A 26154-nucleotide genomic window follows, 5' to 3' on the forward strand; every position below is an offset into this window, starting at 1 on the left:
TTGTCCCACGGCGGGAGAACTTTCAACCACCCACGCGCCCGGTGACGTTCGGGAACGGCCGGACAGGGGAACGGGCGCAGGCCCGGCGGAAACCCGCCGGGCCTGCGCCGGTACCGCCCGCACGGGCGGTACCGCGGGGATCAGGAGCAGTACTGCTGTTCCTTGCCGATCGACCGGTACATGCAGTCCGCGTTCTCCAGCAACTGCAGTACCGCGTCGCGGTTCCGGCTGGTCTCCCGCTCGATCACCTCGTCGGGCGGGTAGAAGCCGCCGCCGCCGAAGCCCCTCGGGTACATCTCGAAGGTGTAGCCGAAGATCTTCTGGTTGCCCCACAGCCAGTCGTCGATCGACCCGTCGGTGATGTAGAGGTCACTGGACTGCTCGGGGGTGTAGCCGTTGCTCGCGGCCATCTTCCCGCCCACGGCGGCGAAGGCGTCGCGGTCGTCCCGGGTCATGCCCGGGGCGGTGTCGGCCGTCGTGTAGCCGTACGGCCACAGCACCAGCTCGCTGTAGGTGTGGAAGTCGATGCCGGCCCTGATCTGCTGTTTGCCGCCGACGACACGGGAGCGCACGAAGTCGGCGACGACCTTCACCTCGGGCGCGGACTCGGCGGCCCGGCCGCGGTAGGTCTCCGAGCCGGGGGAGCCGGAGGAGCCGCCGCAGCAGCCGAACTTGAAGTCCCAGTTGCGGTTCATGTCCGTACCGACGGCCGACGAACCGGAGTTGGGCTGGCGGTTCTTGCGCCAGCTGCGGTATGACCCGCTGGCGATGTCGTACTCGCCGCCGTCGGGGTTGAGGTCCGGCACGATCCAGATCTCGCGGCCGTTGACGGCGTTGGTGACCCGGGAGTCGGTGCCGTAGTCGTCGCCGAGTTCGCGCAGCAGATAGAGCGCCATCTCCACCGTGAGGCGCTCACGGGCGTGCTGGTGGTGGGTGAAGAGGACCTCGGGCTCGTTCTCGTCGGTGCCGACGTTGTCGCTGATCTTGACGGCGATGATGTCCCGGCCCTGGTAGGACTTGCCGATCACCCGCTTGCTCATGATGTCCGGGTGGGCCGCGATGCGCTGGTCGATCTCCGCTTTCATCTCGGCGTAGTTGTGGTACCGGGAGTCCGCGGAGGGGAAGTCGAACGGCTGGACCGCGGCGCCCGCCGTCTTGCGGGAAGGCGGCGCGGGCAGTGCCTCGAGGTCGTGGCCGAGGGCGCGGAGCCGCTTGGCCTGGGCGGTGTCGGCGCTGACGACGACCGTGTGGTCGTGGACCTCGTCGATCGAGACGCCGGTGGCCGCGATGGCCGTGCGCTCGGCGACGGTGGACGGGCCGTGGATCTCGTACTGGCGGGTCTGCTCCTCGGCAGCCGCGGTCGCGGCGGCCGCGGGTTCAGGCGCCGGGGATGCGGTCGCCGTGAACGGCACCGCCACGGCGAGCGCCAGCAGGCTTGCGAGGGTGGCGGACCGGGTGGCGGACCTCCGGCCGCGGCGTTTGCCGGTGCGGCTCGGTGTGCCGAGGCCGCCTGTGCGAAGTCGCATGCTGTCTCCTGGGTGGGGAGTGTGGGGGTGGCTGGATGCGACGTGCGGATGTGCCGACGGTGGTTCTGGTGTGTCGGGCACATGGTCGGGGTATGGCATGCCCCGGTCAATAGCACATGCCGGTCAGCGGTTGGCCGAAGTACGGGACGTGCGGCACGAACGGGAAGGCAGGACCACACGCATGGCGGACACGACGGAAGAGCGACCAGGTCGGACGACGGCCCCGGTGATGCGCAAGGCCAGTTGGCGGCACATCGGCCCCGGCATCGTCGTCGCCGCGACCGGTGTCGGCGCGGGCGACCTCGTCGCGACCCTGATCGCGGGCAGCAAGTTCGGCTACACGCTCCTGTGGGCGGCGGTCGTCGGCTGCCTGGTGAAGATCTCACTGGCGGAGGCGGCGGGGCGCTGGCACCTCGCCACCGGCCGCACCCTCTTCGACGGCTGGCGCAGCCTCGGGCGCTGGACCACGGTCTACTTCATCGGCTACGTCATCGTCTGGGGCTTCGTCTACGGGGCGGCCGCGATGTCGTCCAGCGCGCTGCCGCTCGGGGCGCTCTTCCCCGACGTGATGGACCTCAAGTGGTGGGGAATCCTCTGCGGGCTCGTCGGACTCGTCTTCGTCTGGTTCAACCGGTACGCCGTCTTCGAGAAGGTCATGACGGTCCTGGTGGGCGTCATGTTCGTGGTCACGGTCTATCTGGCGGTCCGCGTCGCACCGAACCTCGGCGACGCGTTCGCCGGGCTCGTTCCGGTCCTCCCGGACGGCTCCCTCGTCTACACGCTCGGTCTGATCGGCGGCGTCGGCGGCACCATCACGCTCGCCGCGTACGGCTACTGGGTCAATGCCAAGGGCTGGAAGGACGCGGGCTGGATGAAGGTCATGCGGCTCGACAACCGCGTCGCCTACCTCACCACCGGGATCTTCGTGGTCGCGATGCTCTTCGTCGGCGCCGAGCTGCTGCACTCCTCGGGCATCGCGATCACCAAGGGCGACAAGGGCCTGCTGGACCTCGGCGCCATCCTGGAGGACCGCTACGGCGCCGCCACGGCCAAGCTCTTCCTCATCGGCTTCTTCGCCACGTCGTTCACCTCGCTGATCGGTGTCTGGCACGGCGTCAGCCTGCTGTTCGCGGACTTCGTCGCCCACTACCGGCCGTCACTCGCGCCGGCCGGGACGCCGCGCGACAAGTCGCAGGCCTTCCGTGCCTACCTGCTGTGGCTGACCTTCCCGCCCATCACGCTGCTCTTCCTCGACCAGCCGTTCGGCCTCGTCATCGTGTACGGGGTCATCGGGGCGTTCTTCATGCCGTTCCTGGCGCTGACACTGGTCTGGCTGCTCAACTCCTCGCGCACCCCCCGGGAGTGGCGCAACGGGCTGCTGAGCAACGCGATGCTCGGCGTGGCGGGCCTGCTGTTCGTCGTGCTGTGCGTCCAGCAGGTGCGTGAACTCCCCTGGTGAGGGTGGCGCCATACTGAAGGGCATGACGCACGGCGGATTCCCCGACCAGAACCCTCCGGCCGCCGGACCGCCGCCCGGCTTCGGCCCGCCCGTACCGGTGCCCCCACAGGCGCCCTACGGGCCGCCCCAGCCGGGCGGCTACGGACCGCCCCCGGCGCAGCCGGGAGGGTACGGAGTGCCCCCGCCGTACCCGGGCGCGTACGGGCAGCCGCAGCCGTACCCGTACGGGCAGCCGGCGCCGCCGCAGCCCTACGGCGGCCCGGCGAACGCCGAGGACCCGGAGTTCATCGCGCACGACCGCACCAACTCCGTCGTCGTCGACGCCTCGGGTGTGGCCCTGGAGATCCACGGCCACACCATGGAGTTCCCCTGGGCGCAGATCCGGACCGTGCACTACGCACCCGCCCCCCACGGCACCGTCCTCATGGTGGCCGTGGCCCATGCCTGCGGTCTGCTCTACGAGTGCCGGATCACCGCCCGTCGCAAGGCCATGCTCCAGGAGTGGCTGGAGGAAGTGGCGCCGGTGGTGCACTTCTACCTCTCCGCGCGGCCCCCGGTGTACTGACCGGCCGAACGGCGGCAGCGCCACCGGTGGGGGCGGTGACGCTGCCTGTCCGGGGAGGACTGGGAAGGGCGGTCGAGGGGGCGGGGTGCGGGCCGGCCGTGCGGCCGGCCCGCCGGGTCAGGGCAGGTTGTGCACGTGCGGTCCGACCGCGTTGGACCAGGCGCTGCCGGCCGTCGCGTCCCAGTTCGTCGACCAGGTCATCGCACCGCGCAGGGTCGGGTACGTCCGGGACGGCTTGAACGAGCCGCAGTTGGTGCCGCGGGTCAGGCAGTCGAGCGCGTTCTTCACGATCTGCGGGTCGACGTAGCCGCTCCCGGCGCCCCGGGTGGAGGCCGGCACCCCGATCCCCACCTGCGACGGGTCGAGCCCTCCCTCGAGCTGGATGCAGGCGAGTGCCGTGAGGAAGTCCACCGAGCCCTGGGAGTACACCTTCTGGTCGCAGCCCAGCATCGAACCGCTGTTGTAGTACTGCATGTTGACGACCGTGAGGATGTCCTTCACGGCGAGCGCGGTCCTGAAGTACTCGGTACCGGTGTTCTGCATGTCGATGGTCTGCGGCGCCATCGTCAGGACCAGCGACGACCCGGCCTTCTGCGACAGCCGGCGCAGGGCCTTCGTCAGATAGGTCGAGTTGATTCCGTGCTCGAGGTCGATGTCGATCCCGCTGAAGCCGTAGCTCTGCATCAGCGCGTACGCGCTGTCGGCGAAGGCCGTCGCGGACGCGTCGCTGTTGATCGTGACGTTCCCGCGTTCACCGCCGACGGAGAGGATGACCGACTTCCCGGCGCTCTTCTTGGCGGCGATGTCGCTCTTGAACTCGTCGACGGATCCGTAGCCGACGGCCGGGTCCAGATTGAACACGATCTCGCCGGCGGTCGCCGTCGAGTCGGCGAACGAGACCGCGATGATGTCGTACTGCGAGGACACGTCCCGCAGTTTCTGCACGGTCGCGCCGTTGTCGAAGTTCTGCCAGTAGCCGGTCAGCGCGTGCCTGGGCACCGAGGGGTTGCCCGGGTTGCCGCCGTTCGACGTGGTCGCCGTCACCGCCGCCGACTTCGCCGACTCTCCGGCGGCGTTCACGGCGGACACCTGGAACTGGTAGGACGTCGAGGCGGTCAGTCCGGTCACGGTCGTCGAGGTCCCGGTGACCGACTGGATCCTGGTGCCGTTCCGGTACACGTGGTACCCGGTCGCGCCGGAGGAGCCGGACCAGCTCAGCGCCACGGACGACGAGGTCACCGCACCGGCGGTCAGCCCGCCCGGAGTGGGGGGCACCGCCGGGTCGGGGTCACCGCCGCCGCCCCCGTCGGGTCCGAACACCGAGACGTCGTCGGCGACGTAGGCCGGCTGTCCGTACCAGCCGTGGGTGTAGACCGTCACCGACGTCGTGCCCGAGCCCGTCGTGAACGTGGTGCTCAGCTGGGACCAGCCGGAGCCGCCGGGCGTCCAGACCGACACATCGGCCGTCCCCGTCCCGCTCGCGCCGAGGTACACGTACGAGCCCTGCACCCAGGCGCTGAGCCGGTACGTCGAGTTGGGCTTGACGGCCACGGTCTGCGAACACTTCGCGTTGTCCTGGCCGGAGGGCGTGCCCCTGAGCGCCGAGGCCCCGCCGTGGACCGGCGACGACACGACCGCTCCGCTCCCGCCGGAGCACGTCCAGCCGGCGAGTCCCGACTCGAACCCGGCGTTCTTCGCGTTGTTGACGTCGGCGGCCACCGCGGTGCCGGCGCCGCCGGTCAGCCCGAGCCCGGCGCCGACGGCCAGCGCCAGCACTCCGCCGAGCCATCTGCGTCTGCGTGTCGTGCGGTCCACTTTGCTGCCTCCGTGGGGGAGTTGGGGAGGAGGTACGGAACGGTGGCCACCGCTGGGCCAAAGCTGGTCCAGACCAATCGGGTTGTCAAGACCTCTGGCGGAAGCCCGTATACGAAAGGGCCCGGTCCCCATGGACCGGGCCCTCGCCCTCCTGCCGCCGTGCGCCCCTCAGGCGTCCTCCTGCAGCCGGTCCGCCGCACAACCCGCGACACACCCCACCACCAGGACGGCGTTCGACATCAGCAGTCCCTCGACGGACAGCCGCTCCCACTGCAGACCCATGTTCAGCAGCTGGGCCGCGACCGGCACGGTGAGGGCCGCCGTCAGATGCCACGGCGCCGACTCCCGGAAAGGAGGGCGATGGATCCGGGCCGCCGCCCAGACGGCGAGCGCGATGCAGAGCGCGTTCGGCAGGTGGATCAGCAACAGCCGGCCGCCGAACGTCTCCATCCGCGCCGCGGTCGCCACGTGCTCGTACACCACCGTCGCCTGCACGTACTCCGTGAAGAGCAGGACGACGACCCCGGCCGCCCAGGCCCGCGCCAGCGCGAACAGCGCCGCTCCGCGTCCCTCGTCCCCCCGGGCCGGCGCCCCGGGAAAGCCGTACCTCGTCATCGTCCTCCGCCTCCCGTCAGCAGCCCACCGCACGGTGCGCCGAACCCCGGCCCTGCCTGACCTACCTGACCGCGACCGAATCGACGATCTTCTTCAGATCGTCGTCGCCGAGCCGTCCCTTCACCGCGTCGACACGCACGGCGTACGCCTTCCTGGCCGTGTCCAGTCCCGCCACGATCACGCCCCGGACCCGGTCCTGCCCCCGGGTGAACTCGAAGTCGATGCGCCGCGCCTCCCGCCGGCCCTCCGGGCCCGCGACGGTGATCTCCTTCTGACCCTTGAGCGTCGAGCCGAGCGCGATCCCCGCCTCGGCGCCGATCGCCGCCTCCTCCGCCGAGTCCGCCTCGGTGAACCCGAGCTGCACGGTGATCGTGCCGACGGCCCGGCCGTCCTCGGTCAGGGTCGCGGCGGCGGCGTTGTACCCGCTGCGCTCCGCCGCGCCCTGCTCCTCGAACGCGGGCGGACGCGCGACCGTCACGGACGGGGTCTCCAGCGTCCCCCAGCCCTCCGGCGTGACCGCCGACCCCTGGTCCGATCCGCACCCCGCCACGGCCAGCACGGCGACGGCCGCCGTGACCAGCCGCAGTCCGGTCCGCCGTGCGCCGCCGCGTACGCGTGCGGCCGCGGGCGGTGCGCCCTGGGCCCGCCCACCGGGGTCGCGCGGTTCCGCGTCCCGCCCGGTCGTGCCCGCGCCCCGCCTGCTCATGCCGTGTGTGCCCATGGCCTCGGTGCTCCTGTCGCCGGGATCAGTTCGCACAGTAGCTGTACGGGACATAGCTGCGACTGCCTCCCTGCGGTGCCCCCAGGAACTCCGCGTCATCGAGGATCTCCTCCTTCTTCTCGGTCGAGACCGAGAAGCCCAGGCTCAGTCCCAGGTTCAGCTCGAAGCCGTACTCCGCCGCGTCGGTCAGCCCCGTGTACGTCGTGCGGCTCGACAGGCCCTCGTCGAAGAGCAGCTGCCCGAACGGGTCGTCGGCGCCCGGCCGCTTCGTCGGAGCGTGGCCCTCGAACATGTAGCTGAACGGCGCCGCGTACTGGCCGTTCCCGTCCAGCCACTGCTGGGCGACCGCGCGCTGCTCGGCCCCCTCGGCGCCGGGCGGGATGACGATCGAGTCGGTGACGACCTCGATGCCCGTCTGCTGGTCGGTGCCCTTGACCGAACCGCTTCCGCCGCGCTTGTCGTCGCCGTCCTTGCCGTTGTCGCCGCCGACCTTCACCCCGTCCTTCGTGGCGCCCTTCTCGACCGTGCGCGTCATGTCGATCCGCAGCAGCTCGCCGGTCCTCTTGTCGTAGGTGACGGTGATGGTTCCCGTCCGCGTGGTGGACGCGGAGGCCTCGCCGCCGAGGGGCCCGGCCTCGTACCCGACCTTCGTGCCGTACTCGATCGACGCGCTGTAGGTGTAGGACTTGGTGCCCTTGAAGTCGTTGTCGGTCCAGGTCGCCTCGGGGGAGAACTTGAAGTTCCCGCCGAGCGCGGCGCTCAGCTTCCGCTCGTCGCCGGCCGACAGCTTCAGGCCGCCCGCGGCGCTCGCCTCGATGCCGACCTTGCCGTGGCTGATGTGCCGGTCGCCCAGTTGCTCCTCGATGCGGTCGCGCAGCTTCTCCTCCTCGGCCATGGGGCCCTTGCCGAAGAGGTAGAGGATGCTGTTGCCCAGACCGCCGCCCCGGGCGTTGGAGTGCCGGTTGGCGAGCTCGTACGTCTTGAGGCTCTCGAGGTCGTCGCGGAACGCCTTCGCGTCCGCCTCGCTGTCGAACACCCAGGTGTCCCCGTTGGTGACCTTGATCCCCGCACCCAGCTCCACCTTGTCGGAGCCGAACCGCCCGACCTTGGCGCCCGGCTTCCAGTCCTTCTTGGCGGCGATCGACGCGGCGTCCGTGAAGGTCATCAGCACCTGCTGGTCGTTCTCGTCGACCGTGCCGTCCTTGTTGACGTCGGTCTTCGACCGGAACGTCTGCTGCTGGAAGCCGTACTCCTCGCCCCACTCGATGAACAGCAGCTTGCCCTTGGCCCCGGCCTTGTCGCTGACCGAGGAGATCTGGCAGAGCGCGGGCTCGTAGTCGGCGTCGGTCCTGGGGGCCGCCTCGTCCCCTCCCGGTGCACCGCAGGAGCCGCCGAAGGTGACCAGGCAGCGCAGCTTGTCGGCGATGGTCCCGTCCACGCCGGTGCCGACGAGGGCCCCGACGACGGCGGCGGAGACGACGATCACCCCCACGTACTCCGAGGCGGCGGCGCCCCGGTCGCGCGGGCGCCGGCCGCGTCGGCGCCGCGGAGGTATGTGCCCGTCCCGTCCCATGCCCGTCCCCCTCTGCCTCTGACCCCTGAACCGCTGACCCGCTGCCTCCGGCCCTCGGACCCCGGCTTTCCGTCTCGGGCCCCCGGACCGCTGCTCTCCGACCGGAACCGGACGGTACGGATGCCGGGCGCCCGGGGCGTGGGCCCTGGGACCCCATTCCGGGCCCAGAAGGCCGGTTGGGCCCAGCGGACGCAATCGGGCTGCGGGCCGCGGGCGATGCGCGGGCGGGTGCCGTGCGACGCGCGGTGCAGGCGACGCGAAAAGCGGAGGAACGATTCCTGAAATCCCCTCCCTGATACAGGAGTTAACCTCTGGCGGCTTCGTCCGCTTTGACCGGTGAGCATTGCGTGAGGGTTGGGCTGCCGGGTGCCGAAAGCTGTTCTCTGAACCTGTCGGACGTGGATAAAGTGCTGATGCAGGAGGAGCACGAAGAGCAGGGGAACTGCGGTCGCCGTCGCTGCGGCGGCCGGAGCCGAACGGGGAATCAGCGTGCCGACCGCGATTGCTGTGACCAGCGCCGACCTGGTGCTGCCGCCGACGGACAGCCATACGCCCACCGCGGCGCTGCTGCACGCGCCCGACACCCAGCCGCTGGACGCGGCGCTCGCCGACATGCAGGTCCTGGTGGAGCAGAACGGCTATGTGATCGCCCTCTACCCCGCCTCCATCCCCGCCGCGCACGAACGCAGACTGCACACGGTCCGCTCGGTCCTGGAGAGCGACCGGATCGCGCTGCTGAAGCTCGATCTGCCGCCGCTCGGGGTGTCCGTGCTGGTCCGGCAGCTGCGTCAGCTCTCCGTCTGCGACTTCAGCGCCGGGGTGGTCGCCTCCGCCGCGCGGCTGCTCTCCCACTACATCCACGCGGGCGCCCTGCTCAACTCGGTCACCAAGCTCGACCGCGTCCCCGTCAGCCTCAAGTCCCACGCCAAGTCCTGGGTCCCCGGATCGCAGTTCGGCGTCGTGGCCGCCCCCAGCCCCCAGCTGGTCAGGATCGGTCACGGCGAGCTGACCGGACCCGAGTTCGCCACGCGGCTGCTGGTGGCGAAAGGGCAGCTGCAGTCGGAATGGGTGAACACGACCCTCGCGCCCGCATGGCAGGTCCAGGGAATCCAGGAGACCTCGCTGCCGGCCGAATCCCCGCGATGGTGGGGCACCCCACGGATGATCGAATTCGCCGCCTTTCTCCCCGACATCTCCGTGATCTATCAGCTGGTTTCCTCGGTACGACGAGAGGCGTGCACCTGGTGCGGCATCGAACTCATCGGTGACCGCTGCGGTTTCTGTTCGGCACCGCTCGCCCCGGCCGAGAACCGAACGCCCTCCACAGGTGTCCTAGGCGAAGGAACACCGATGCACCACGGGTCGTAATGCGCCGCCGACGCGGTGGGCGCGGACCGATGGCGGCCCGGCCGTATGCGCGCCCCACCGCACGTACCAGTCCGCCCATCTGCCCACGTCTTCCATCGAGGTTGCCCCGCTCATGAATTCACGCCAACGCCGCGGCATCGTCCTGCTGCTCCTCTCGGTCCTGTGCGCCTTCGCCGCGTTCGCCGGTGTGCTCTCGGTGATCGGCGACGTGAATTCCAAGGTCGGGCCCGAGGTCGCCGCGTACCGGGTCAAGTCCGACGTCGCCCCGTACCAGGCGCTGCAGCCGAGCCAGTTCGAGAAGATCACCATGCCCAGGCGCTGGCTCTCCGAGAACGCGGTGACCGACGTCTCGGTCGTCGACGGAAAGGTGGCCGTCACCCAGCTCAAGAAGGGCTCGCTGCTCCAGGACGACATGTTCGTCAAGCGCCCGGCACTCGACCGCGACGAACAGGAGATAGCCATCATGATCGACGCCGCCACGGGGGTGGCGGGCAAGATCAGAGCCGGCGACTCCGTCAACATCTACGCCACTTTCGCCGCCGACGACCAGGGCGGGGCGAAGGCGCAGTCCCGCGTCATCGTCCCCAACGCCCGGGTGATCGACGTCGGCAGGCTCACCGCGCTCGAGCCCAAGGAGGACGACAGGCGGGGCACCCTGCGCGAGGCCGTCCCGATCACCTTCGCGCTGACCACCAAGGACGCCCAGCGCGTCGCGTACGCCGAGTCGTTCGCGGTGAACGTGCGGCTCGCACTCCTCGCCGACGGCGGTTCGACCCAGCTGCGCCCGGGGGAGGGTACCTACACCCTCGAAGGGGACAAGTGAGAGACGGATGACGACCAGAATCCTCCCGGTCGTCGGTGAAGCCGACGCCGCCCGATCCATCACCACCCTGCTCAGCCAGCTCCCGGAAGCGGAGCCGGCGGGGCCGGTCGGTGACTCGACATCGCTGATCGACACCCTGGCACGGCTCGCCGCGGAGTCCGTGGACGAGCTCCCTGAGGTCGTCCTGGTCCACGAGCGGATCGGTCCGGTGCCGGCACTCGAACTGATCCGGGAGGTGGCCCTCCGCTTCCCCGCGGTCGGGGTCGTTCTGGTCACCGCCGACGCGAGTCCCGGCCTGTACTCGGCCGCGATGGACTCCGGCGCCCGCGGCCTGGTCGGCATGCCCCTCTCCTACGAGGAGCTGGCCCAGCGCGTGCAGGCCGCGGCCGCGTGGTCGGTCGGCGTACGGCGCCATCTGGGCTCCGGCGGCGATGTGTTCACCGGCCCCGGGGGCACGGTCGTCACGGTCAGCGGCGCCAAGGGCGGCGTCGGCACCACGCTCACCGCCGTCCAGCTCGCCCTCGCCGCCAGGGCCGGCGGGATGACCGTCGCGCTCGCCGACCTCGATCTGCAGTCGGGCGACGTCGCCTCCTACCTGGACGTCCAGTTCCGGCGCTCGATCGTCGACCTGGCCGGCATCCAGGACATCTCGCCGCGCGTCCTGCAGGACGCGGTCTACGCCCACGAGACCGGGATCGGGCTGCTTCTCGCCCCCGGCGAGGGCGAACGGGGCGAGGAGGTCACCGACCGCTCGGTGCGCCAGATCGTCAGCGCCCTGAGGAACCGCTACGAGGTCGTGGTCGTCGACTGTGGCAGCTACATGAACGGCGCCAACGCGGCGGCGATCGAGATGGCCGACACGACGCTGCTCGTGACCACACCGGACGTCGTCGCCGTCCGCGCGGCCAAGCGCATGGTCAGGCTCTGGGACCGGCTCCAGATCCGCAAGGCGGAGGAGACGGTCACCGTCGTCAACCGGTACATGCGCAACACGGAGATACAGCCCCCGCTCGTCGAGCGGATCACCTCGACCCGGGTCGCCCGGGTCGTGATCCCCGCCAACTTCAAGGAACTGCAGGCCCTCGTGGACGCGGGCCGGATGCAGGACCTCGAGGCCAAGTCCACGGTCAAGCAGGCGCTGTGGGGGCTGGCGGGGGAGCTGGGACTGGTGAAGTCGAACGAGGTACCGCAGAAACAGGGCAAGTTGAGGAGCGACCGGGGTGCCCTGGGCATCCGGAGAAGGTCCTGAGGACCGGAGACCGAGGGGGCGAGTCGAAGCGATGCACATCGCGGCAGGTACCGACTGGAGGGTCACCGGCGGGAGTCCCGCCGACCCGCGCCGAAGCGTTCCCCGGGCGGCCGCGGGGCGCACGGGTCCACGGGCCGTCGGCCGGAGGCGCACCGTCCGGGTGAGCACCGGCAGCAGCCGGACCATCCTCGGGAACGACCGCGGGCAGACCGCGGTGGAGTTCACCGGAATGGTGCCGATCATCCTGGCGACGCTGGTCCTGCTCTGGCAGGCGGCGCTCGTCGGCTACGCGTTCTCGCTCGCGGGGAACTCCGCGGACGAGGGAGCCCGGGCGGGCGCCGCGGCGGGCTGGGGCGCGGCCGGGCAGGTCTGCGAGCAGGCGGCGCGGAAGAACCTCCCGGACTCCTGGGAGGCCGAGATCAGCTGTCCGCCGGGCGGTGGGGACCTCTACGACGTGGAGGTCGACGTCGTCGTCCCGGTCCTCTACCCGGGCTTCATCGACTTCTCGTTCACCGCACCCGGGCGGGCCTCCGCCGTGTGGGAGGGCTGAACCATGCGGAAGCGCATCTCCTCGCGGCACGGTGCACGCGGCCGCGGCGACCGGGGCCAGACCGCGATCGAGTACCTCGGCTGGATCCCCATCCTGCTGCTGATCGCCCTCGCCGCGATCCAGCTCGGCATCGCCGTGTACGCGGTGCAGCAGGCGGGGACGGCGGCACGGGCGGCGGCACGGACCGTGTCGATCGACAACGGGAGCGGAGAGCGGGGCGGGAAGGCGGCGATGAGCGACTGGCTGGCCGACGGCACGGACATCGACGTCGACCCGGCCGGTGACGAGGTGACCGCCACCGCGCACGTCGACATCCCCTCCCTCATCCCGGTCTTCGACTTCGGCCGGGCCACCCGCTCCGCGACCATGCCCGTCACCGACCGCTGACCGGCCGCCACCGGCACCCGGGCCCCGCCGGTCCGGTCAACCCCTTCGAAGGAGTCGAGCACATGAGCCTCCGGGCGCGCATCAACAATCCCGAGCCGAGCCCCGGCCAGGGCTCGGACAGCCAGCTCGTCGGGATCTACCGCGCCAAGCTCCTGGAGGAGATCGACCTCGCCGAGATGTCCACGCTGCAGGCCGCCGAGCGGCGGGCGCGGCTGGAGCGGGTGCTGGGCCACATCATCAGCCGCGAGGGACCGGTGCTCTCCTCGGTCGAGCGCTCGCAGCTCATCCGCCGGGTCGTGGACGAGGCCCTGGGCCTCGGCATCCTGGAGCCGCTGCTGGAGGACGCCTCCATCAGCGAGATCATGGTGAACGGGCCCGAGCAGGTGTTCGTCGAGCGCCGTGGCCGGCTGGAACTGCTGCCCATGCGGTTCAGCTCGAACGAGCAGCTCATGCAGACCATCGAGCGCATCGTCTCGACCGTCAACCGCCGTGTGGACGAGGCCAATCCGATGGTGGACGCCCGGCTTCCCAGCGGCGAGCGCGTCAACGTGATCATCCCGCCGCTGTCGCTCAGCGGCCCGATCCTCACCATCCGGCGCTTCCCCCGCGCGTTCACACTGCGCGAGATGATCGAACTCGGCTCCCTGGACGAGCAGATGACGATGCTGCTCTCGGGCCTGGTCCGGGCGAAGTTCAACGTGATCGTCTCCGGGGCCACCGGCACGGGCAAGACCACGCTGCTCAACGCGCTGTCGGGCCTCATCCCCGACGGGGAGCGGATCGTCACCATCGAGGACTCGGCGGAGCTCCAGCTCCAGCAGAACCATGTGATCACGCTGGAGAGCCGGCCCGCCAACGTCGAGGGCAAGGGGCGGATCACCATCCGCGACCTGGTCCGCAACTCGCTGCGCATGCGCCCCGACCGCATCATCGTCGGTGAGGTCCGCGGCGGCGAAACGCTTGACATGCTCCAGGCAATGTCGACGGGTCACGACGGCTCCCTCGCCACCGTCCACGCCAACAGCGCCGAGGACGCGCTGATGCGCCTGCAGACCCTCGGTTCCATGTCCGAGGTCGAGATCCCCTTCGTGGCGATCAAGGACCAGATCAACAGCGCCGTCGATGTGATCGTCCAGCTCACCCGGCACGCCGACGGCTCCCGCAGGATCACCGAGATCGCGATCGTGGACTCCCACGGCAGGGAGGAGTACCGCATCGTCACGGTCTGCCGGTTCAACGCCCGGCCGATGTCCGCCGACGGTCTGATCCACGGCTCCTTCGAGTACCTGCCGCTGCCGCGACGGGTCGCCGAGCGGCTGTACATGAAGAACGAGCCGATCCCGCCTGCGTTCGGCGTCGCCGACTCGGAGGACCAGCTCATGCTGCGCGGGGCGGTGGCATGAGCACGGGTCCTCCGCGCCCGCCCGGCCGCTCCCGCACCGGCACCGTCCCCGACCGCGACAGAAGGTTCAGCCCGTGGCCAATCTCCCGCTCCTGACGATCGGCGTCACCCTGCTCGCTTGCGTCCTCGGTGTCATCGGCGTGCACATCTACTCCTCGGGCAAGGCCCAGCGGCAGGCGCTCGTCGACCGTATGTCCCAGACCGGCCAGATCGCCCTTCCTGCGGGCCGTCGACGCCGCTTCCGGGGGGTTGACCGCCGGCTGCGCGGCACGGGACTCGGCAAACGGATCGAACGCAAGATCGCCACGACCGGCCTGGACCTCACCCCGGGCGAGTACTTCGTGTACGTGATCGGCGCGCTGCTCGCCGTCTACTTCACGATCGGGGCCGTCTTCGCGCCGTTCTTCGGCATCCTCGCCGCCGTCATCGGCCTCTGGGGTGCCAACGCCTTCCTCAACTGGCAGCGGGCGAAGCGGACCGAGGCGTTCATCAACCAGCTCCCCGAGTTCACCCGCGTCCTCGCCAACGCCACCCAGGCCGGACTCGCCATGCGCACCGCGCTCGCCATGGCCGCCGAGGAGCTGGACGACCCGGCGGGGGAGGAGCTCATGCGCGTCGCCGACCAGCTCGCCGTCGGCCACACCCTGGACGACGCGCTGGGCGAGCTCGCCGAGCGTCTGCCCTCCCGCGAACTGGTCGTCCTCGTCACGACCCTCGTCCTCTCCAACCGGGCGGGCGGCCAGGTCGTCAGCTCGCTGCGCAACCTGACCGAGACGCTGGAGGAGCGCAAGGAGACCCGGCGCGAGGTCACGACCCTGCTCTCGCAGGTGAAGGTGACCGCGCTCGCCGTTCCGCTCCTCGGCCTCAGCTTCCTGCTGATGATCAACGCCATACGTCCGGGCGCCCTGGACAAGATGACCGCCTCGGTCGTCGGCCAGTTCGCCGTCGTCATCGCCTTCGGCATGTACGCCGTCGGCTTCTTCCTCATCCGCCGTATGTCCCGGATCCGGGTCTGAGGAACGGACGAAGGGAACAGGGGGACACGCCATGGGACTTCTGCTGGCAGCCGTCGTCGGCCTCGCGGTGTACGGGGCCTTCCACGGCATCCGGATGTACCGGGCCGACGCCAAACTGCCCGGCGACCTCGCGGTGGCACTTGAGGTCGGATCGACCCGCACGACCGCGGTCGGGTCCGGCATCGACCGCATGGGCATGCGCTTCGCACCGACCGTGCTCTCCATGATGGGGCCGAAGCGCGTCGACGCCCTGCGCCGCAGGCTCGACATGGCGGGCAACCCCGGCGGTATGACCGTCGACCGCTACGCCGCCCGACGCGCCGTCTACGGCATGCTCGGCGCGGCCGCCGCGTTCTCGCTCGTCCTGCGCGGACAGGCGGTCATCGGCCTGATCGCCCTGGTGTACGGACTCGTCTGGACCGACGTGGTCCTGCGCGCCGCCATCCGCCGCCGCCGCAACGACATCGAGCGCACCCTGCCCGACTTCCTCGACGTCCTCGCCGTCGTCGTCTCCGCGGGACTCGGCTTCCGGCAGGCGCTGGAGCGGGTCGCCGAGAAGTACAAGGGCCCCTGGGCCGACGAGCTCCGGATCACCCTGCGCCAGATGGACATGGGCGTGAGCCGCCGCGACGCGTTCGAACAGCTGCGCAAGCGGAACTCCTCCGAGCAGGTGTCGATGTTCGTCACCGCACTCCAGCAGGGGGAGGAACTCGGTGCCCCGATCGTCGACACCCTCATCCAGATCGCCACGGACATGCGGCGGACGGACGCACAGAACGCCAGGCGCTCCGCCTCCAAGGCCGTCCCCAAGACGACGCTCGTGGTCACGATGGTCATGCTCCCCGCGACCATGATCCTCATCGTCATGAGCTTCTACTACGGATCCGGCGTCGACTTCGCCGACATCCTGAGCGGCGGCTGACCGGCAGCGCGCCACGGAAGGACCTCGGGACACGGGACCCCGGGACCGTAACGGCAGTGCCACCACGACAGCGCGAGCGACCGGAACAGGAGGTGACCCACATGGGCCTGAGGATTCCCGCCTTACGAGGCGGCGGCAGCACCGGAGGACCCCGCGGCGGAACCGGCGACGGCCTGCGCGGCGCAGCCGCCGGCGACATCCGGGGCGGCATCGGCGGCGGCGTCGGCGGGGGAGTGCAGGCGCAGACCGCGGCGGCCGCGTCCCGGCACGTGCCGTCACTGCCCATCCAGGTCAACGCCCTCCAGGCCCTCTGCCGGCAGGTGTTCGGCTTCCGGCTGGCGACGATCGCGCTGGCCGCCCCGTTCGCGCTGGACAACACCCGGCCGGGCCTCGGCACCTGGCTCGTCGGCTCCGCCGTGATCGTCACGTTCATGGTGTCGTACATCCCCCTGCGGGACTGGGAGCGCTTCGGGCCGTTCCTGCTCCGTCACCCCGCACTCCTCGCGGTGGACTCGTTCTTCGGCGCGCTGCTCCTGGCCACCGCCTCCCCCGAGTCGATCCTCGCGTACGTCACGCTCTGCACCCCGCTGCTCGCCGGGCTCGTCTACGGCTGGCGCGGGGCCGCCGTCTTCGCCGTGCTCCAGTCGCTCATCATCGGCGGCGCGTTCGCCGTCAGCCCGGACGCGAACGCCGGACTCGGCGATCTGCTGCTCCCGGGGCTGTGCGTCATCGCGGGCGCGGTCGGCAGCACCCTCCGCAACCTCATGCTCGGCTTCGGCACCGCCACCCAGGCCCTCACCGAGGCCCGTGCCCGGCTCGCCGTGAACGAGGCGGTGGAGGGCGAGCGCGCCCGTCTCGCCCGGGAGATGCACGACTCGGTGGCCAAGACGCTCCACGGGCTGGCCATGGCCGCGGACGGCCTTGCCGGTTCCGCGGACCGCATGGACCCGCTCACCGTCAAGCACCAGGCGGAACTCGTCGCCCGCTCAGCCCGCCGCGCCGCCGCCGAGTCCCGCGAGCTGCTGTCCGACCTCCGCCGCCAGTCCGGCCTCGACGGCGGCGTCGACGTACTGTCCGAACTGACCGCCCGCACCGAGGACTTCGCCCGGCGGCACGACGTTCGGGCCCGCTTCCGCCGGCTCGGTCAGGCCCCGGTACCGGCCGTGCCCCAGGTCGTCGCCCGCCAGGCGCTGACCATCGCCTCCGAGGCCATGGAGAACGCCCACCGCCACGGGCGGCCCACCTGCCTCGACGTCTCGGCCGGCGTCGTCGGCGACGTGCTGCGCATCAGTGTCTACGACGACGGCAAGGGCCTGCCGCCCGGCACGACGCTCGACGCCCTCCGCCGTGCGGGCCACTTCGGGCTCGTCGGCATGGTCGAGCGCGCCGCGTCCGTCGGGGCTCGCATCCGCATCGGGCGCGGGCGCCACGCACGAGGAACGGAGGTACGGCTCGAACTGCCGCTGATGGCCATCGCCCCGGCACCTCTGGGCGCGCTGCCGAGACAGCAGCGGGCGACCCCGCTCCTGAACTGACCGGGTTCCCCACCCGCCGACCGACCGTCCCGACTCGAACGCCCGGTCGACGGCCTGACCGTCCCCCATCCCCGACACCCCGACCGACTCCGAGAGGAGGCCGCAACCATGCCGGACGACATCTCCCGTACATCGGGACAGCAGTGGACACAGCAATCCCACGTGTCACAGCACACGTCCTCGCATGCCACACCGCTCACTTCCGACCATTCCTCCGGACCGTCCGCCTTCCCCGCCCCCCGAGGAACGGCGGACGCGGCATCCGGTGAGTACCCGGCCCTGCCCGCCCCCGTCGCCCCCGCCCCCACGCTCCGGGTCGTGGTCGCCGACGACAACCCGGTCGTACGAGCGGGCCTGACCGTGCTCCTCCAGGGCCGCCAGGACATCCACGTCGTCGCCGAGGCCGCCGACGGACGCCAGGCCTACGACGCCGCCGTCCAGCACCGGCCGGACGTCGTCCTGCTCGATGTGCGCATGCCCGGTGTCGACGGCATCTCCGCCCTGCCGCACCTGGTACGCCTCGCTCCGGTGCTGATGATGACGTACAGCCGCGAGAGCGAGATCGTCCACGAGGCCCTGCGTCGCGGTGCGGGCGGCTATCTCGTCCACGGCGAGTTCACGGCGGACCAGCTCGTCGCCGCCGTCCGTGACATCAAGGAAGGCCGGGCGTCCTTCACCTCCTCGGCCTCCAGCGCGCTGCTCGCGACGGTACGCGGCACCCCCGGACTCCCGGAACAGCCGCCACCGCCCCTGCCGGACGGTCTCGGTACGGCCTTCGGCGGCCCGCCGCAGCATCCCGCGACGTCTGCAACCGCACACGACACGGGACCTCCTTCTTTCTACACATCATCAACAAATCAGCAGGTGGGCTCAGTTGCCCGACAGATCGCTCCGCAACAATTGACGGCAGCCTCTTCGCTTTCGCAAGCGAATGTGGCACATTCTTCTGGAGGACCGGACCCCTCGGGGTCGGCCCCGGGGGCAGGCTCCGGGGGGCTGCTGACCGAGCTGAGCCAACGGGAGGTGGAAGTGATGGACCTGATCGCGTCGGGAATGACGAATCAGCAGATCGCCGCCACCTGCTTCATCAGCCAGAAGACCGTCAAGAACCACATCAACCGCATCTTCGCCAAGCTCAACGCCGGCAGCCGGGGCGAGGCCATCGCCATCTGGCACGGACTGGCCCGAAGGGGGCCGGCGAGCCATGGCTGACACGACCCGAATCAACCGGACCGGCGTGCCCACGGGGACCCCCGCCGCCCCGAGGGCCCAATCCGTGGAATGGGCCCGCGGTTGGGCCCTGAGGCCCATGCCGAGGGGTGTTCTCCCCCCGTACGTTTCTCATGTCGCCAGCGAGACCGGCCAGGAGGAAGCCGGAAGCGCGAGCGGCACCGATGACTCGTACGAGTCGGCCGGCAAGCGGCCGGCCGGACCAGGAGGGGAACACCATGTCGAACATCACTCTCAAGGCCGCGACCAACGCCCGCGTCTACGTCGGCAGCTGGGCGAAGACGACCGTCGAGGCGATCCAGCGCCGCGGCGACAAGGGCCAGGGTGCCGTCGAGTACGTGGGTGTGATCGTGCTGGTGGCGCTGATCATCGCGGCGCTGGTGGGCTCGGGCGTGGCGGAGTCCATCGCCACCGGCCTGTCGAACAAGGTCAACGAGATCATCGGCGGCTGATGCTGCTCGACGCCCGCGAGAAAGGGCAGGTCGCTCCCGCCTATGTGGTGGTGGTAGCGAGCCTGCTCTTTCTCGCGCTTGCGTTCTTCGCGGTCGGTCAGGCCGGCGCCACACGCAATGGTGCGCAGACGGGCGCCGACGCCGCCGCACTCGCGGCGGCCAAGCAATCTCGGGACCAGTTCGAGCTGGAGTTACTGGCCAACCCCAACCCGGCGCTTCTGACGGCGATCTTCAATCTGGGTCAGATCGGAAGCTTCCGGGGCTGTGAGGCGGCGTATCCCATGGCCCAGCAGAACGATGCCGTCGTGAAGCCTCCGGGCGGCTGCAGGCCCGCCTTCAACGGCCGTTGGGGCTTCACCGTCAACGTCGAATCGCAGAAACCGGTGGGGGACACCGTCCTGCCGGGGACCGAGACGAAGAAGGCCACGGCGGAGGCCACGGCCGAACTGGAATCCCGATGTCTCTACAAGCCGGTCCCCAAGCCGCTGGGGACGCTGACGTGCAAGGGGACGGTCCCCTGGCTGGTGGGCGAAGGCCCTCCGCCGGACGGGCCGGACCTCTTCGACATCCGGCTGACCGAGAACTGACCGCGAACGAACGCAGAAGGAATGACACGCATGAGTATCCGGCACGGAGTGACCACGCGCAGGGTGGCGAGCGCCGCTCTCCTGGCGACAGCGCTGACTCTTTCGCTCACCGCCTGCGGCGGGGACGACGGGGGGTCGGCGAAGGACAAGGGGAGCAGCTCCGCGCCTGCCGCCACGGGGAACAGCAAGCCCCAGGACGACGGTGGCAACACCGTGCCGGATACCAGCAAGACGCTGGCCACGATCAACGGCACCAACGGCTTTCAAATCGTCGTCAACACCGCCACCCGCGAGGACGGCGGCTTTCTGACCGTCACGGGAACCATCAAGAACACCAGCGGCAAGCGTGCGGTCGCACCGATCGAGTGGAACGGTCAGGAGAACCAGGTACGTCGCACGGGCCGGTCGCTTGGAGGGATCACGCTGGTCGACAAGGTCGGGAAGAAGCGCTACTACGTGCTGCGCGACACGGAAGGCTACCCGCTGACGACCACCGGGATCTTCAACGTCGACGCGGGCGCGTCGGTTGCCTTCTTCGCACAGTTCCCGTCGCCGCCGGACTCGACCTCCCAGGTCGACATCCAGGTTCCGGCCATGCCCACCGCCACGATTGAGATCTCCTGATGGCCGCCGTCACGCCCCGCTCCCGCAGGGCCGCGGCATCAGCCCTCGCCGCGGCCGTGCTCGTCGTCAGCATGCAGTTCACCGCCGCCGGCGGCGCCTGGGCCGATGAGACGCCCGCCCCGGGCACGCCTCCGGGCACGGAGTCGACCTCGCCGCCGCCCGAGGTCGACGGGAACTCCCGGGGGCTGAAGCTCCGCGACGGCGCGACCCTCGCGCCCGCCCGGGTCCTCGACATCGTCTCCGTCGTCGAGTCCGAGGGCGGCGAGGAGCGCCGCGAGGAGACCAGCTCCAACCTGAAGTTCGCGCTCCAGGCGGAGGTGCTCTTCGGCAAGGACAGCGCCAAGCTGTCCGGTGCCGCCAACGCCCGTATCGCCGAGATCGCTGCGGAGGTCCGCAAGCAGGGTGCCAAGAAGGTCCGTGTCTTCGGCTTCACCGACAACCTCGGCTCGGCCGCGCACGGCGACGTGCTGTCCAAGCAGCGGGCGGACGCGGTCCACAAGGTGCTCTCCCAGCAGCTCACGGGCTCGGGGATCAGTTACGAGATCCGGGGCTACGGCGAGCAGTACCCGATCGCCGACAACAGCAGCGAGGAAGGCCGCAAGAAGAACCGCCGGGTGGAGGTCTCCTTCCCGCGTGGTGAGAGTGGGGCCGCACAGAGCTGAGCCCACTTCCGACACGGGGGAGGACCCCTCCGGGCGCGACTCGGAGTCCCACGGGTGGCTGTCGTGCACGACAGCCACCCGTGGGACTTCCCGCGTCAGGCGGCCTGGGGCGCGCAGCAGCGGAGGGCGAGAGACCTGACAGATCGGCACGGGCGAGGAGGACCGGGCCCGACCGCCGCTGAACCGGCCGACGGCCGTGCGGTGGGACGGCAGCCGATTCCTTTGCCGGTCTCGACTCTCCCCCGTTTCCCGGTTCCGGCAGGCTCTCTTCCGGTCCTCCTCGCCCTCCCCCGTGCAGTCCGATCCTTCCAGCCCTGTGGTCCCGTTCGCATTGCCGACCACCGGCAATCTTTACGTATCCTTGATGCCGGACGTCCTCAAGCCGGACGCCGTGTGCCGGGAACGAGCCATCGCTGTCTCCGGCATCGGGACACCGTCATCGGCCGGCCGGCCGGCCGGGGAGGCGGGGAGCGGGGAAGCGGGGGGAGCATGACGGTGCAGGAGACCACGTCGTATCTGGAGGGGTACGCCGAGGCGCTGGCGGACGCCTGCGCCACCGGCCGGAGACTCACCCGCGACGAACTGGCCTCACTGCGCGGCCAGGGGGAGCGGGCCGCGGAGGCGGGCATCGGACTGCGCGCCATGGTCCAGGCCCACCTGGCCGCCGCCCGATCGGTGCGGTACGGGCTCACGGCGGTGGCTGCCGACCACCTCCTGGCCGCCATCGAGCAGGCCGTGGACGCCTTCGCCGAGGGGCACGAGCGGGCCCAGCGTCTCGCGGTGCGCCAGGAGGAGGCGGCGCGCAGGGAGTTCGTCGACGATCTGCTCTACGGGCGCAGCGACCTCGGACGGCTGGCCGAGCGGGCCGTACGTTTCGGGCTCCTGCTGTCCCACGCGCACGCGGTGGCCGTCGCCCGGGGCCCGGAGCCGTACGACGACGGGCATCCCCTCCTCCGCAGGATCGAGTCCTCGCTCGTCGCCCGCTTCGGGGACCGCCGCATCCTCCTCACCACCAAGGACGGCCGGTTGGTCTGCATCGCGCCTGCCGACCAGTCCGACGTGCTCCACCACTTCGCCAAACAGGCGTACGGGGCGACGGACGGCGGCCGGGTGGCCCTCGGACGCGCCCACTCGGGCGCCGGCGGGGTCGTCCACTCCTACGAGGAGGCGCTGAACGCCCTGGACCTGGCCGACCGCATGGGCCTGGACGATCCGGTGCTGCACGCCGCGGACCTGCTGGTGTATCCGGTGCTGACACGAGACCGCCAGGCCATGGCCGACCTCGTGCTCAGCGTCCTCGGACCGCTCAGGCACGCCCGCGGCGGGGCCCGGCCGCTGCTCGACACGCTCACGGCCTACTTCGACTCGGGGTGTGTGGCGGCCGAGGCGGCCCGCCGGCTGAGTCTCAGCGTGCGGGCGCTGACGTACCGGCTCGACCGCATCCACCGGCTCACCGGGGCCGATCCGGGGGATCCCGTGCACCGCTACACCCTGCAGACGGCGGTCATCGGGGCCCGCCTGCTCGACTGGCCGCACCAGGAGATCTGAGGACCGCACCGTAGAGCCCGAACGCCGCACGGGTGATCCGGGCCCCGGACGGAGGGCCCGTGGCCGTGCCCCGCCGCGTGTCAGTCGTGGAACGCCGCCCGGTAGGCCGTGGGCGTCGTGCCGACGTGCCGACGTGCCTGGAGAAGTGGTGCCGCAGCGTCTCCGGTGAGCCGAGCCCCGCCTCCCCGGCCACCCGGGTCATGGGCAGATCGGTGGTCTCCAGCAGTTCCCGTGCCCGTTGCAGCCGCCGGCCGAGGAGCCACTGCAGCGGTGTCGTGCCGGTCTGGGCGCGGAACCGCCGTATCAGCGTGCGGGAGCTCATCGCCGCCCGGGAGGCGATGTCCGCGACGGTGAGCGGCCGTTCGAGGTTCTCCTCCATCCACCGCAGCGTCGGCCCCAGGTCGTCCGAGTCCGGTACGGGATCGGGGTACTCGATGAACTGTGCCTGTCCGCCGGTCCGCTGCGGCGCCATGACGATCATCCGGGCGGTCCGGGAGGCCGCCGCCGCACCGTGGTCGCGCCGGACCATGTGCAGACAGAGGTCGAGTCCCGCGGCGATTCCGGCCGAGGTGAGCATCCGGCCGTTGTCGACGTAGAGGACGCCGGGGTCGACCTCCACCCGGGGGAACTCCGCTGCCAGCCGGTCCGCGAACATCCAGTGCGTCGTCGCCCTGCCCCCGTCGAGGAGCCCGGCCGCCGCGAGCACGAACGCACCCGAGCAGATGGAGGCCACGCGTGCGCCGTCCGCCGCCACGTCGCGCAGGAGCTCCACCGCGCGCGGGGAGGGGGTCAGTTCGGGCGCGACACCGGCGACGATCACCGTGTCCGCCCCGCGTGCGTCCTCCAGCCCGTGGCGGGACGAGATCCGGAACGGCTCCTGCGGGCCGGCCGTGGCGGTGACGGTCCGCTCGGTGCAGACCCTCACCTCGTAGGCGGGCGTGCCGTCGGGCCGCTGGGCGACGGCGAACACCTGGCACGGGATGGCGAGGTCGAACGCGGAGACGCAGTCGAGAGCGAGGATCGCGACTACGTGCATTCAGCGGAGCCTACGCACACGGTCCGCCGCCTCTCGATGGGCCCGGGCCCAGTCGGACACGCTTGCGGACTTTTGGGTCCACGGGCCCATGACCGCTCCCGCGAGCGCCCCTAGCCTCCGGAGTATGGCTGCAACCGGTGGGGGAACAGCGGGAGTTGCGCCTGCGGGCGCTTCCGGAGGGATGGGCGCGGGGACGTTCCCGCCCGTTCCGGGGAACGGCCGGCAACCCATGCCGCGGGCCGTGCAGGCGGTGCTCGTACTGCTGCACGTGCTGTTCGGGCTCACGGTGCTGGGGGCGTTCGGCCTGCTCGTTACGGCCTCGGCCGTGGACGGGGTCGACGGAGAGCTCCTGGGGCTGCTGGTCTACGCCGCCGCCCCCGGCGTGGCGGGATTCCTGCTCGCGCTGCGGGTCTGGACCGGTGGCGTGTGGGTGCGGCGGGCGCTGCTGGCCGTACAGGCATGGCTGCTCTTCGGGGCGTTGAGCGCACTCGTCGACGGCAGCGGCCGCGGGCTGACCCAACTGCTCCTCCCCATCGCGGTGATCGTGCTGCTGTTCCGGCCGTCGGTGCGCGAGTGGTTCCTTCTCGCCGGGACGAACCGGGTCGAGCGGCGGCCCCTGAAGATCGCCCGGCTCATCAAGTGGCGCAGGGACGGCGGCCAGACGGCCACGGAGTACGTCGGACTCATCGTGCTCGTCGCGGCGATCGTCGTCGGCCTGGTCGCCACCGGGGTGGGCGGTCAGATCGCCGGCGGGCTCCGGTCCGCGGTCTGCGAGATCACCGGCACGGCGTGCGGGGGCGGGGACGGCGGCCCGACGGACGTCGAGGCCGGTGACGGCACCGACGACGGCACCGGTGACGGGACCGGCGGCGACAGCGCGGGCACGGACGGCGGTGCCACGGCCGCCGGCGCGGACGGCGGCACGGGTGCCACCGGGGGCACCGGCGGAACCAGCGCGACCGGCGGCACCGCGGGCAGCGGCGGCACCCAGGAGGACACCGGCGGGACGGAAACCGCCGACGAAGCCGTCTACGACGAGGACGACGAGACCGACGAGACGGGCGAACCCGGAGTGCCGGACGACGGCCTCGACGACGTCGCCGCCGACGACGGCGGCGGAGACGGTGAGGACGACGGCGAGAGCTGCACGTCCGGCATCGGAGCCTTCCTCTCCTGCGGCGCCGAGCAGGTCGGAGGCTTCTTCGAGGGCGTCGTCGTGGACGGCCTCTGGGGTGACATCACCGGCACGTTCGAGACGATCTTCAACCCCGGCAAGGCGTGGGAAGGCATCAAGGACTACGGCTCCCAGCTCGGCGACCAGTGGCTGAAGGACAGTGCGGGGGCGGGCGACAAGTGGTCCGAGGGCGACTACCTGGGCGCCCTGTGGGACTGGGGCTCGGCCTCCGTCAACACCGGGGTGACCGTTCTCGACGACGTCTTCGTCGGGGACGAGGTCCGCGACATGTGGAACCGCGGCGACGAGGGCCAGGCCATCGGCACGGTCCTCTGGAACGTCGGCTCCCTCTTCATCCCCGGCTACGGCGAGGCGAAGCTCGTCGGCAAGCTCGGCAAACTGGGCAAGCTCGGGAAGCTGGGCAAGGTCGGCGAGCTCGCGCAGAAGGCTTCCGAGGCCGCGGCGAAGGCCCGCAAGGCGGCCAAGGCCGGTGATGTCGAGGCCGCCGAGCAGGCCGCCGCGGAGGCACGGCAGCACGCCGACGACGCCGCCAGGGACGCGGGACTCACCGGCTGCACCGTCGGGATGGGCGCGAAGGTGCGCATCCCGTACGGCGGCGGGCCGGGCGTTCCCGGCAGCGGCACCGGAGTCGTCGCGGGCCGGGGGACCGCGGTACCGGTCGCGCTGTTCGCCGGCAAGTGCGACGAGGTCGACCCGGAGAAGAAGCAGGCCGCGGAGGAAGCCGCCCAGCAGGCCGAGGAGGCGAAGAAGGCGGCCGCCGCGGCGAAGCGGAAGGCAGGGCTCGACAGGGCGCAGCAGCAGCCCAAGCCGTCCTGGTACGAGAACCTCACGAACCCCCGTGCCGGGACCAAGGACGGCGGCGAAGGGAAATGGGAGCGCATCAAGCCCGCCCTTTTCAGCTACGAGTCCGAGATGGGTGCGCGCTACCAGGAGCAGATCTCCGGAGTGAACCGGGGCAAGGAGTACCAGGTCCCCCTCGACAAACTCGACGGCAAGCCCGTCAACTTCGACGGGTGGGACTCCGCGAAGGGGACCTATCTCGAGGCGAAGTACGGCTACCGCAATCCGAAGTACTACGACGCCGAAGCGGGGGAGCTCAAGCTCGACATCGCCAACCGCTGGGCCAAGCAGGCGCAGCGGCAGGTCGACGCGGCCCGAGGGAAGCCGGTTGTATGGCACTTCTCTGATCCGGAGGTGGCTGAGGCCGCACGGGCGATGTTTGAGGAGAGGCGTATCAAGGTTAAGGTTGAGCACACGGCGGATGACGTTGTTGGCACAAGCTGAGGTAAGAGGG

The 26154-nt window shown here is 70.8% G+C and carries 24 protein-coding genes; 18 read left to right on the forward strand and 6 right to left on the reverse strand.

The features are described from left to right. Nucleotides 1–140: 140 nt before the first annotated feature. Nucleotides 141–1526, reverse strand: a complete 1386-nt coding sequence (locus tag QRN89_RS22070) for a M14 family metallopeptidase (protein ID WP_290351107.1) — start codon at nucleotides 1524–1526, stop codon at nucleotides 141–143. 181 nt (nucleotides 1527–1707) lie between these two features. Between QRN89_RS22070 and QRN89_RS22075 the strand changes: the two genes are divergently transcribed. After that, a complete protein-coding gene (locus QRN89_RS22075) occupies nucleotides 1708–2985 on the forward strand; it encodes an Nramp family divalent metal transporter (protein ID WP_290351108.1) in 1278 nt (425 codons plus the stop codon). Between the two features lie 22 nt (nucleotides 2986–3007). After that, the gene (locus tag QRN89_RS22080) at nucleotides 3008–3550 is read left to right on the forward strand and encodes a hypothetical protein (protein ID WP_290351109.1); all 543 of its coding nucleotides are present in this window, start codon (nucleotides 3008–3010) and stop codon (nucleotides 3548–3550) included. 117 nt (nucleotides 3551–3667) lie between these two features. On the opposite strand, the gene QRN89_RS22085 is transcribed toward QRN89_RS22080, so the two are convergent. The 4 genes from QRN89_RS22085 to QRN89_RS22100 form a co-directional block, all read right to left on the reverse strand. Then, a complete protein-coding gene (locus QRN89_RS22085) occupies nucleotides 3668–5365 on the reverse strand; it encodes a chitinase (protein ID WP_290351110.1) in 1698 nt (565 codons plus the stop codon). Nucleotides 5366–5533: 168 nt separating this feature from the next. After that, a complete protein-coding gene (locus tag QRN89_RS22090; protein WP_290351111.1) occupies nucleotides 5534–5980 on the reverse strand; it encodes a hypothetical protein in 447 nt (148 codons plus the stop codon). 61 nt (nucleotides 5981–6041) lie between these two features. Beyond that, entirely contained in the window at nucleotides 6042–6701 is a 660-nt protein-coding gene (locus QRN89_RS22095; protein ID WP_290351112.1) for a hypothetical protein, read from the reverse strand. 25 nt (nucleotides 6702–6726) lie between these two features. Further along, the gene (locus tag QRN89_RS22100; RefSeq protein WP_290351113.1) at nucleotides 6727–8274 is read right to left on the reverse strand and encodes a hypothetical protein; all 1548 of its coding nucleotides are present in this window, start codon (nucleotides 8272–8274) and stop codon (nucleotides 6727–6729) included. 489 nt (nucleotides 8275–8763) lie between these two features. On the opposite strand from QRN89_RS22100, the gene QRN89_RS22105 reads away from it, so the two are divergent. The 15 genes from QRN89_RS22105 (at nucleotide 8764) to QRN89_RS22175 (ending at nucleotide 22629) form a co-directional block, all read left to right on the forward strand. After that, nucleotides 8764–9642, forward strand: a complete 879-nt coding sequence (locus tag QRN89_RS22105; RefSeq protein ID WP_290351114.1) for a hypothetical protein — start codon at nucleotides 8764–8766, stop codon at nucleotides 9640–9642. Nucleotides 9643–9754: 112 nt separating this feature from the next. Next, entirely contained in the window at nucleotides 9755–10465 is a 711-nt protein-coding gene (cpaB, locus tag QRN89_RS22110; RefSeq protein WP_290351115.1) for a Flp pilus assembly protein CpaB, read from the forward strand. Between the two features lie 7 nt (nucleotides 10466–10472). Further along, a complete protein-coding gene (locus tag QRN89_RS22115; RefSeq protein WP_290351116.1) occupies nucleotides 10473–11714 on the forward strand; it encodes a CpaE/TadZ family protein in 1242 nt (413 codons plus the stop codon). Between the two features lie 160 nt (nucleotides 11715–11874). Further along, nucleotides 11875–12264, forward strand: a complete 390-nt coding sequence (locus QRN89_RS22120; protein ID WP_290351117.1) for a TadE family protein — start codon at nucleotides 11875–11877, stop codon at nucleotides 12262–12264. Between the two features lie 3 nt (nucleotides 12265–12267). After that, nucleotides 12268–12651, forward strand: coding sequence for a TadE/TadG family type IV pilus assembly protein (locus QRN89_RS22125; RefSeq protein WP_290351118.1), 384 nt, complete (start codon nucleotides 12268–12270; stop codon nucleotides 12649–12651). 62 nt (nucleotides 12652–12713) lie between these two features. After that, nucleotides 12714–14054 (forward strand): TadA family conjugal transfer-associated ATPase, encoded by a 1341-nt coding sequence (locus QRN89_RS22130; RefSeq protein ID WP_290351119.1) that lies wholly within the window; start codon nucleotides 12714–12716, stop codon nucleotides 14052–14054. Nucleotides 14055–14127: 73 nt separating this feature from the next. Further along, nucleotides 14128–15069, forward strand: coding sequence for a type II secretion system F family protein (locus tag QRN89_RS22135; protein ID WP_290351120.1), 942 nt, complete (start codon nucleotides 14128–14130; stop codon nucleotides 15067–15069). A 31-nt stretch (nucleotides 15070–15100) separates the two neighbouring features. Beyond that, nucleotides 15101–15991: a DUF5936 domain-containing protein gene (locus QRN89_RS22140; RefSeq protein ID WP_290351121.1), complete on the forward strand. Its 891-nt coding sequence runs from the start codon at nucleotides 15101–15103 to the stop codon at nucleotides 15989–15991. 101 nt (nucleotides 15992–16092) lie between these two features. Then, entirely contained in the window at nucleotides 16093–17526 is a 1434-nt protein-coding gene (locus QRN89_RS22145; protein WP_290351122.1) for a sensor histidine kinase, read from the forward strand. Nucleotides 17527–17634: 108 nt separating this feature from the next. Further along, nucleotides 17635–18738 carry a response regulator transcription factor gene (locus tag QRN89_RS22150; RefSeq protein WP_290351123.1) on the forward strand — a complete coding sequence of 368 codons (1104 nt, stop codon included), beginning with the start codon at nucleotides 17635–17637 and terminating at the stop codon, nucleotides 18736–18738. 236 nt (nucleotides 18739–18974) lie between these two features. Further along, entirely contained in the window at nucleotides 18975–19208 is a 234-nt protein-coding gene (locus QRN89_RS22155; RefSeq protein ID WP_290351124.1) for a hypothetical protein, read from the forward strand. Then, nucleotides 19208–19795, forward strand: a complete 588-nt coding sequence (locus tag QRN89_RS22160) for a pilus assembly protein TadG-related protein (protein WP_290351125.1) — start codon at nucleotides 19208–19210, stop codon at nucleotides 19793–19795. Before QRN89_RS22155 ends, QRN89_RS22160 begins: the two co-directional genes overlap by 1 nt. Before the next feature lie 30 nt (nucleotides 19796–19825). Then, nucleotides 19826–20419, forward strand: a complete 594-nt coding sequence (locus QRN89_RS22165) for a hypothetical protein (protein ID WP_290351126.1) — start codon at nucleotides 19826–19828, stop codon at nucleotides 20417–20419. Then, nucleotides 20419–21081: an OmpA family protein gene (locus QRN89_RS22170; protein WP_435833261.1), complete on the forward strand. Its 663-nt coding sequence runs from the start codon at nucleotides 20419–20421 to the stop codon at nucleotides 21079–21081. Before QRN89_RS22165 ends, QRN89_RS22170 begins: the two co-directional genes overlap by 1 nt. A 489-nt stretch (nucleotides 21082–21570) precedes the next feature. Beyond that, on the forward strand, nucleotides 21571–22629 hold the full coding sequence (locus tag QRN89_RS22175; RefSeq protein ID WP_290351127.1) for a PucR family transcriptional regulator: 1059 nt from the start codon (nucleotides 21571–21573) through the stop codon (nucleotides 22627–22629). Here QRN89_RS22175 and QRN89_RS22180 read toward each other — a convergent pair. Next, nucleotides 22586–23665: a GlxA family transcriptional regulator gene (locus tag QRN89_RS22180; protein ID WP_290351128.1), complete on the reverse strand. Its 1080-nt coding sequence runs from the start codon at nucleotides 23663–23665 to the stop codon at nucleotides 22586–22588. The two genes, QRN89_RS22175 and QRN89_RS22180, sit on opposite strands and share 44 nt — an antisense overlap. 229 nt (nucleotides 23666–23894) lie before the next feature. Between QRN89_RS22180 and QRN89_RS22185 the strand changes: the two genes are divergently transcribed. Next, nucleotides 23895–26144 (forward strand): Tox-REase-5 domain-containing protein, encoded by a 2250-nt coding sequence (locus tag QRN89_RS22185; protein ID WP_290351129.1) that lies wholly within the window; start codon nucleotides 23895–23897, stop codon nucleotides 26142–26144. Nucleotides 26145–26154: the final 10 nt, after the last annotated feature.

The organism is Streptomyces sp. HUAS CB01 (assembly GCF_030406905.1).
Taxonomy (GTDB): domain Bacteria; phylum Actinomycetota; class Actinomycetes; order Streptomycetales; family Streptomycetaceae; genus Streptomyces; species Streptomyces chengbuensis.

What these genes read in the sequence shown, in the direction of transcription:
- QRN89_RS22170 (WP_435833261.1), top strand. Translation starts at nt 20,419, where the DNA reads ATGGCCGCCGTCACGCCCCGCTCCCGCAGGGCCGCGGCATCAGCCCTC.
- QRN89_RS22130 (WP_290351119.1), top strand. Translation starts at nt 12,714, where the DNA reads ATGAGCCTCCGGGCGCGCATCAACAATCCCGAGCCGAGCCCCGGCCAG.
- QRN89_RS22125 (WP_290351118.1), top strand. Translation starts at nt 12,268, where the DNA reads ATGCGGAAGCGCATCTCCTCGCGGCACGGTGCACGCGGCCGCGGCGAC.
- QRN89_RS22100 (WP_290351113.1), bottom strand. Translation starts at nt 8,274, where the DNA reads ATGGGACGGGACGGGCACATACCTCCGCGGCGCCGACGCGGCCGGCGC.
- QRN89_RS22145 (WP_290351122.1), top strand. Translation starts at nt 16,093, where the DNA reads ATGGGCCTGAGGATTCCCGCCTTACGAGGCGGCGGCAGCACCGGAGGA.
- QRN89_RS22155 (WP_290351124.1), top strand. Translation starts at nt 18,975, where the DNA reads ATGTCGAACATCACTCTCAAGGCCGCGACCAACGCCCGCGTCTACGTC.
- cpaB (WP_290351115.1), top strand. Translation starts at nt 9,755, where the DNA reads ATGAATTCACGCCAACGCCGCGGCATCGTCCTGCTGCTCCTCTCGGTC.
- QRN89_RS22090 (WP_290351111.1), bottom strand. Translation starts at nt 5,980, where the DNA reads ATGACGAGGTACGGCTTTCCCGGGGCGCCGGCCCGGGGGGACGAGGGA.
- QRN89_RS22150 (WP_290351123.1), top strand. Translation starts at nt 17,635, where the DNA reads ATGCCGGACGACATCTCCCGTACATCGGGACAGCAGTGGACACAGCAA.
- QRN89_RS22075 (WP_290351108.1), top strand. Translation starts at nt 1,708, where the DNA reads ATGGCGGACACGACGGAAGAGCGACCAGGTCGGACGACGGCCCCGGTG.
- QRN89_RS22175 (WP_290351127.1), top strand. Translation starts at nt 21,571, where the DNA reads ATGACGGTGCAGGAGACCACGTCGTATCTGGAGGGGTACGCCGAGGCG.
- QRN89_RS22140 (WP_290351121.1), top strand. Translation starts at nt 15,101, where the DNA reads ATGGGACTTCTGCTGGCAGCCGTCGTCGGCCTCGCGGTGTACGGGGCC.
- QRN89_RS22070 (WP_290351107.1), bottom strand. Translation starts at nt 1,526, where the DNA reads ATGCGACTTCGCACAGGCGGCCTCGGCACACCGAGCCGCACCGGCAAA.
- QRN89_RS22160 (WP_290351125.1), top strand. Translation starts at nt 19,208, where the DNA reads ATGCTGCTCGACGCCCGCGAGAAAGGGCAGGTCGCTCCCGCCTATGTG.
- QRN89_RS22165 (WP_290351126.1), top strand. Translation starts at nt 19,826, where the DNA reads ATGAGTATCCGGCACGGAGTGACCACGCGCAGGGTGGCGAGCGCCGCT.
- QRN89_RS22180 (WP_290351128.1), bottom strand. Translation starts at nt 23,665, where the DNA reads ATGCACGTAGTCGCGATCCTCGCTCTCGACTGCGTCTCCGCGTTCGAC.
- QRN89_RS22115 (WP_290351116.1), top strand. Translation starts at nt 10,473, where the DNA reads ATGACGACCAGAATCCTCCCGGTCGTCGGTGAAGCCGACGCCGCCCGA.
- QRN89_RS22095 (WP_290351112.1), bottom strand. Translation starts at nt 6,701, where the DNA reads ATGGGCACACACGGCATGAGCAGGCGGGGCGCGGGCACGACCGGGCGG.
- QRN89_RS22080 (WP_290351109.1), top strand. Translation starts at nt 3,008, where the DNA reads ATGACGCACGGCGGATTCCCCGACCAGAACCCTCCGGCCGCCGGACCG.
- QRN89_RS22185 (WP_290351129.1), top strand. Translation starts at nt 23,895, where the DNA reads ATGCCGCGGGCCGTGCAGGCGGTGCTCGTACTGCTGCACGTGCTGTTC.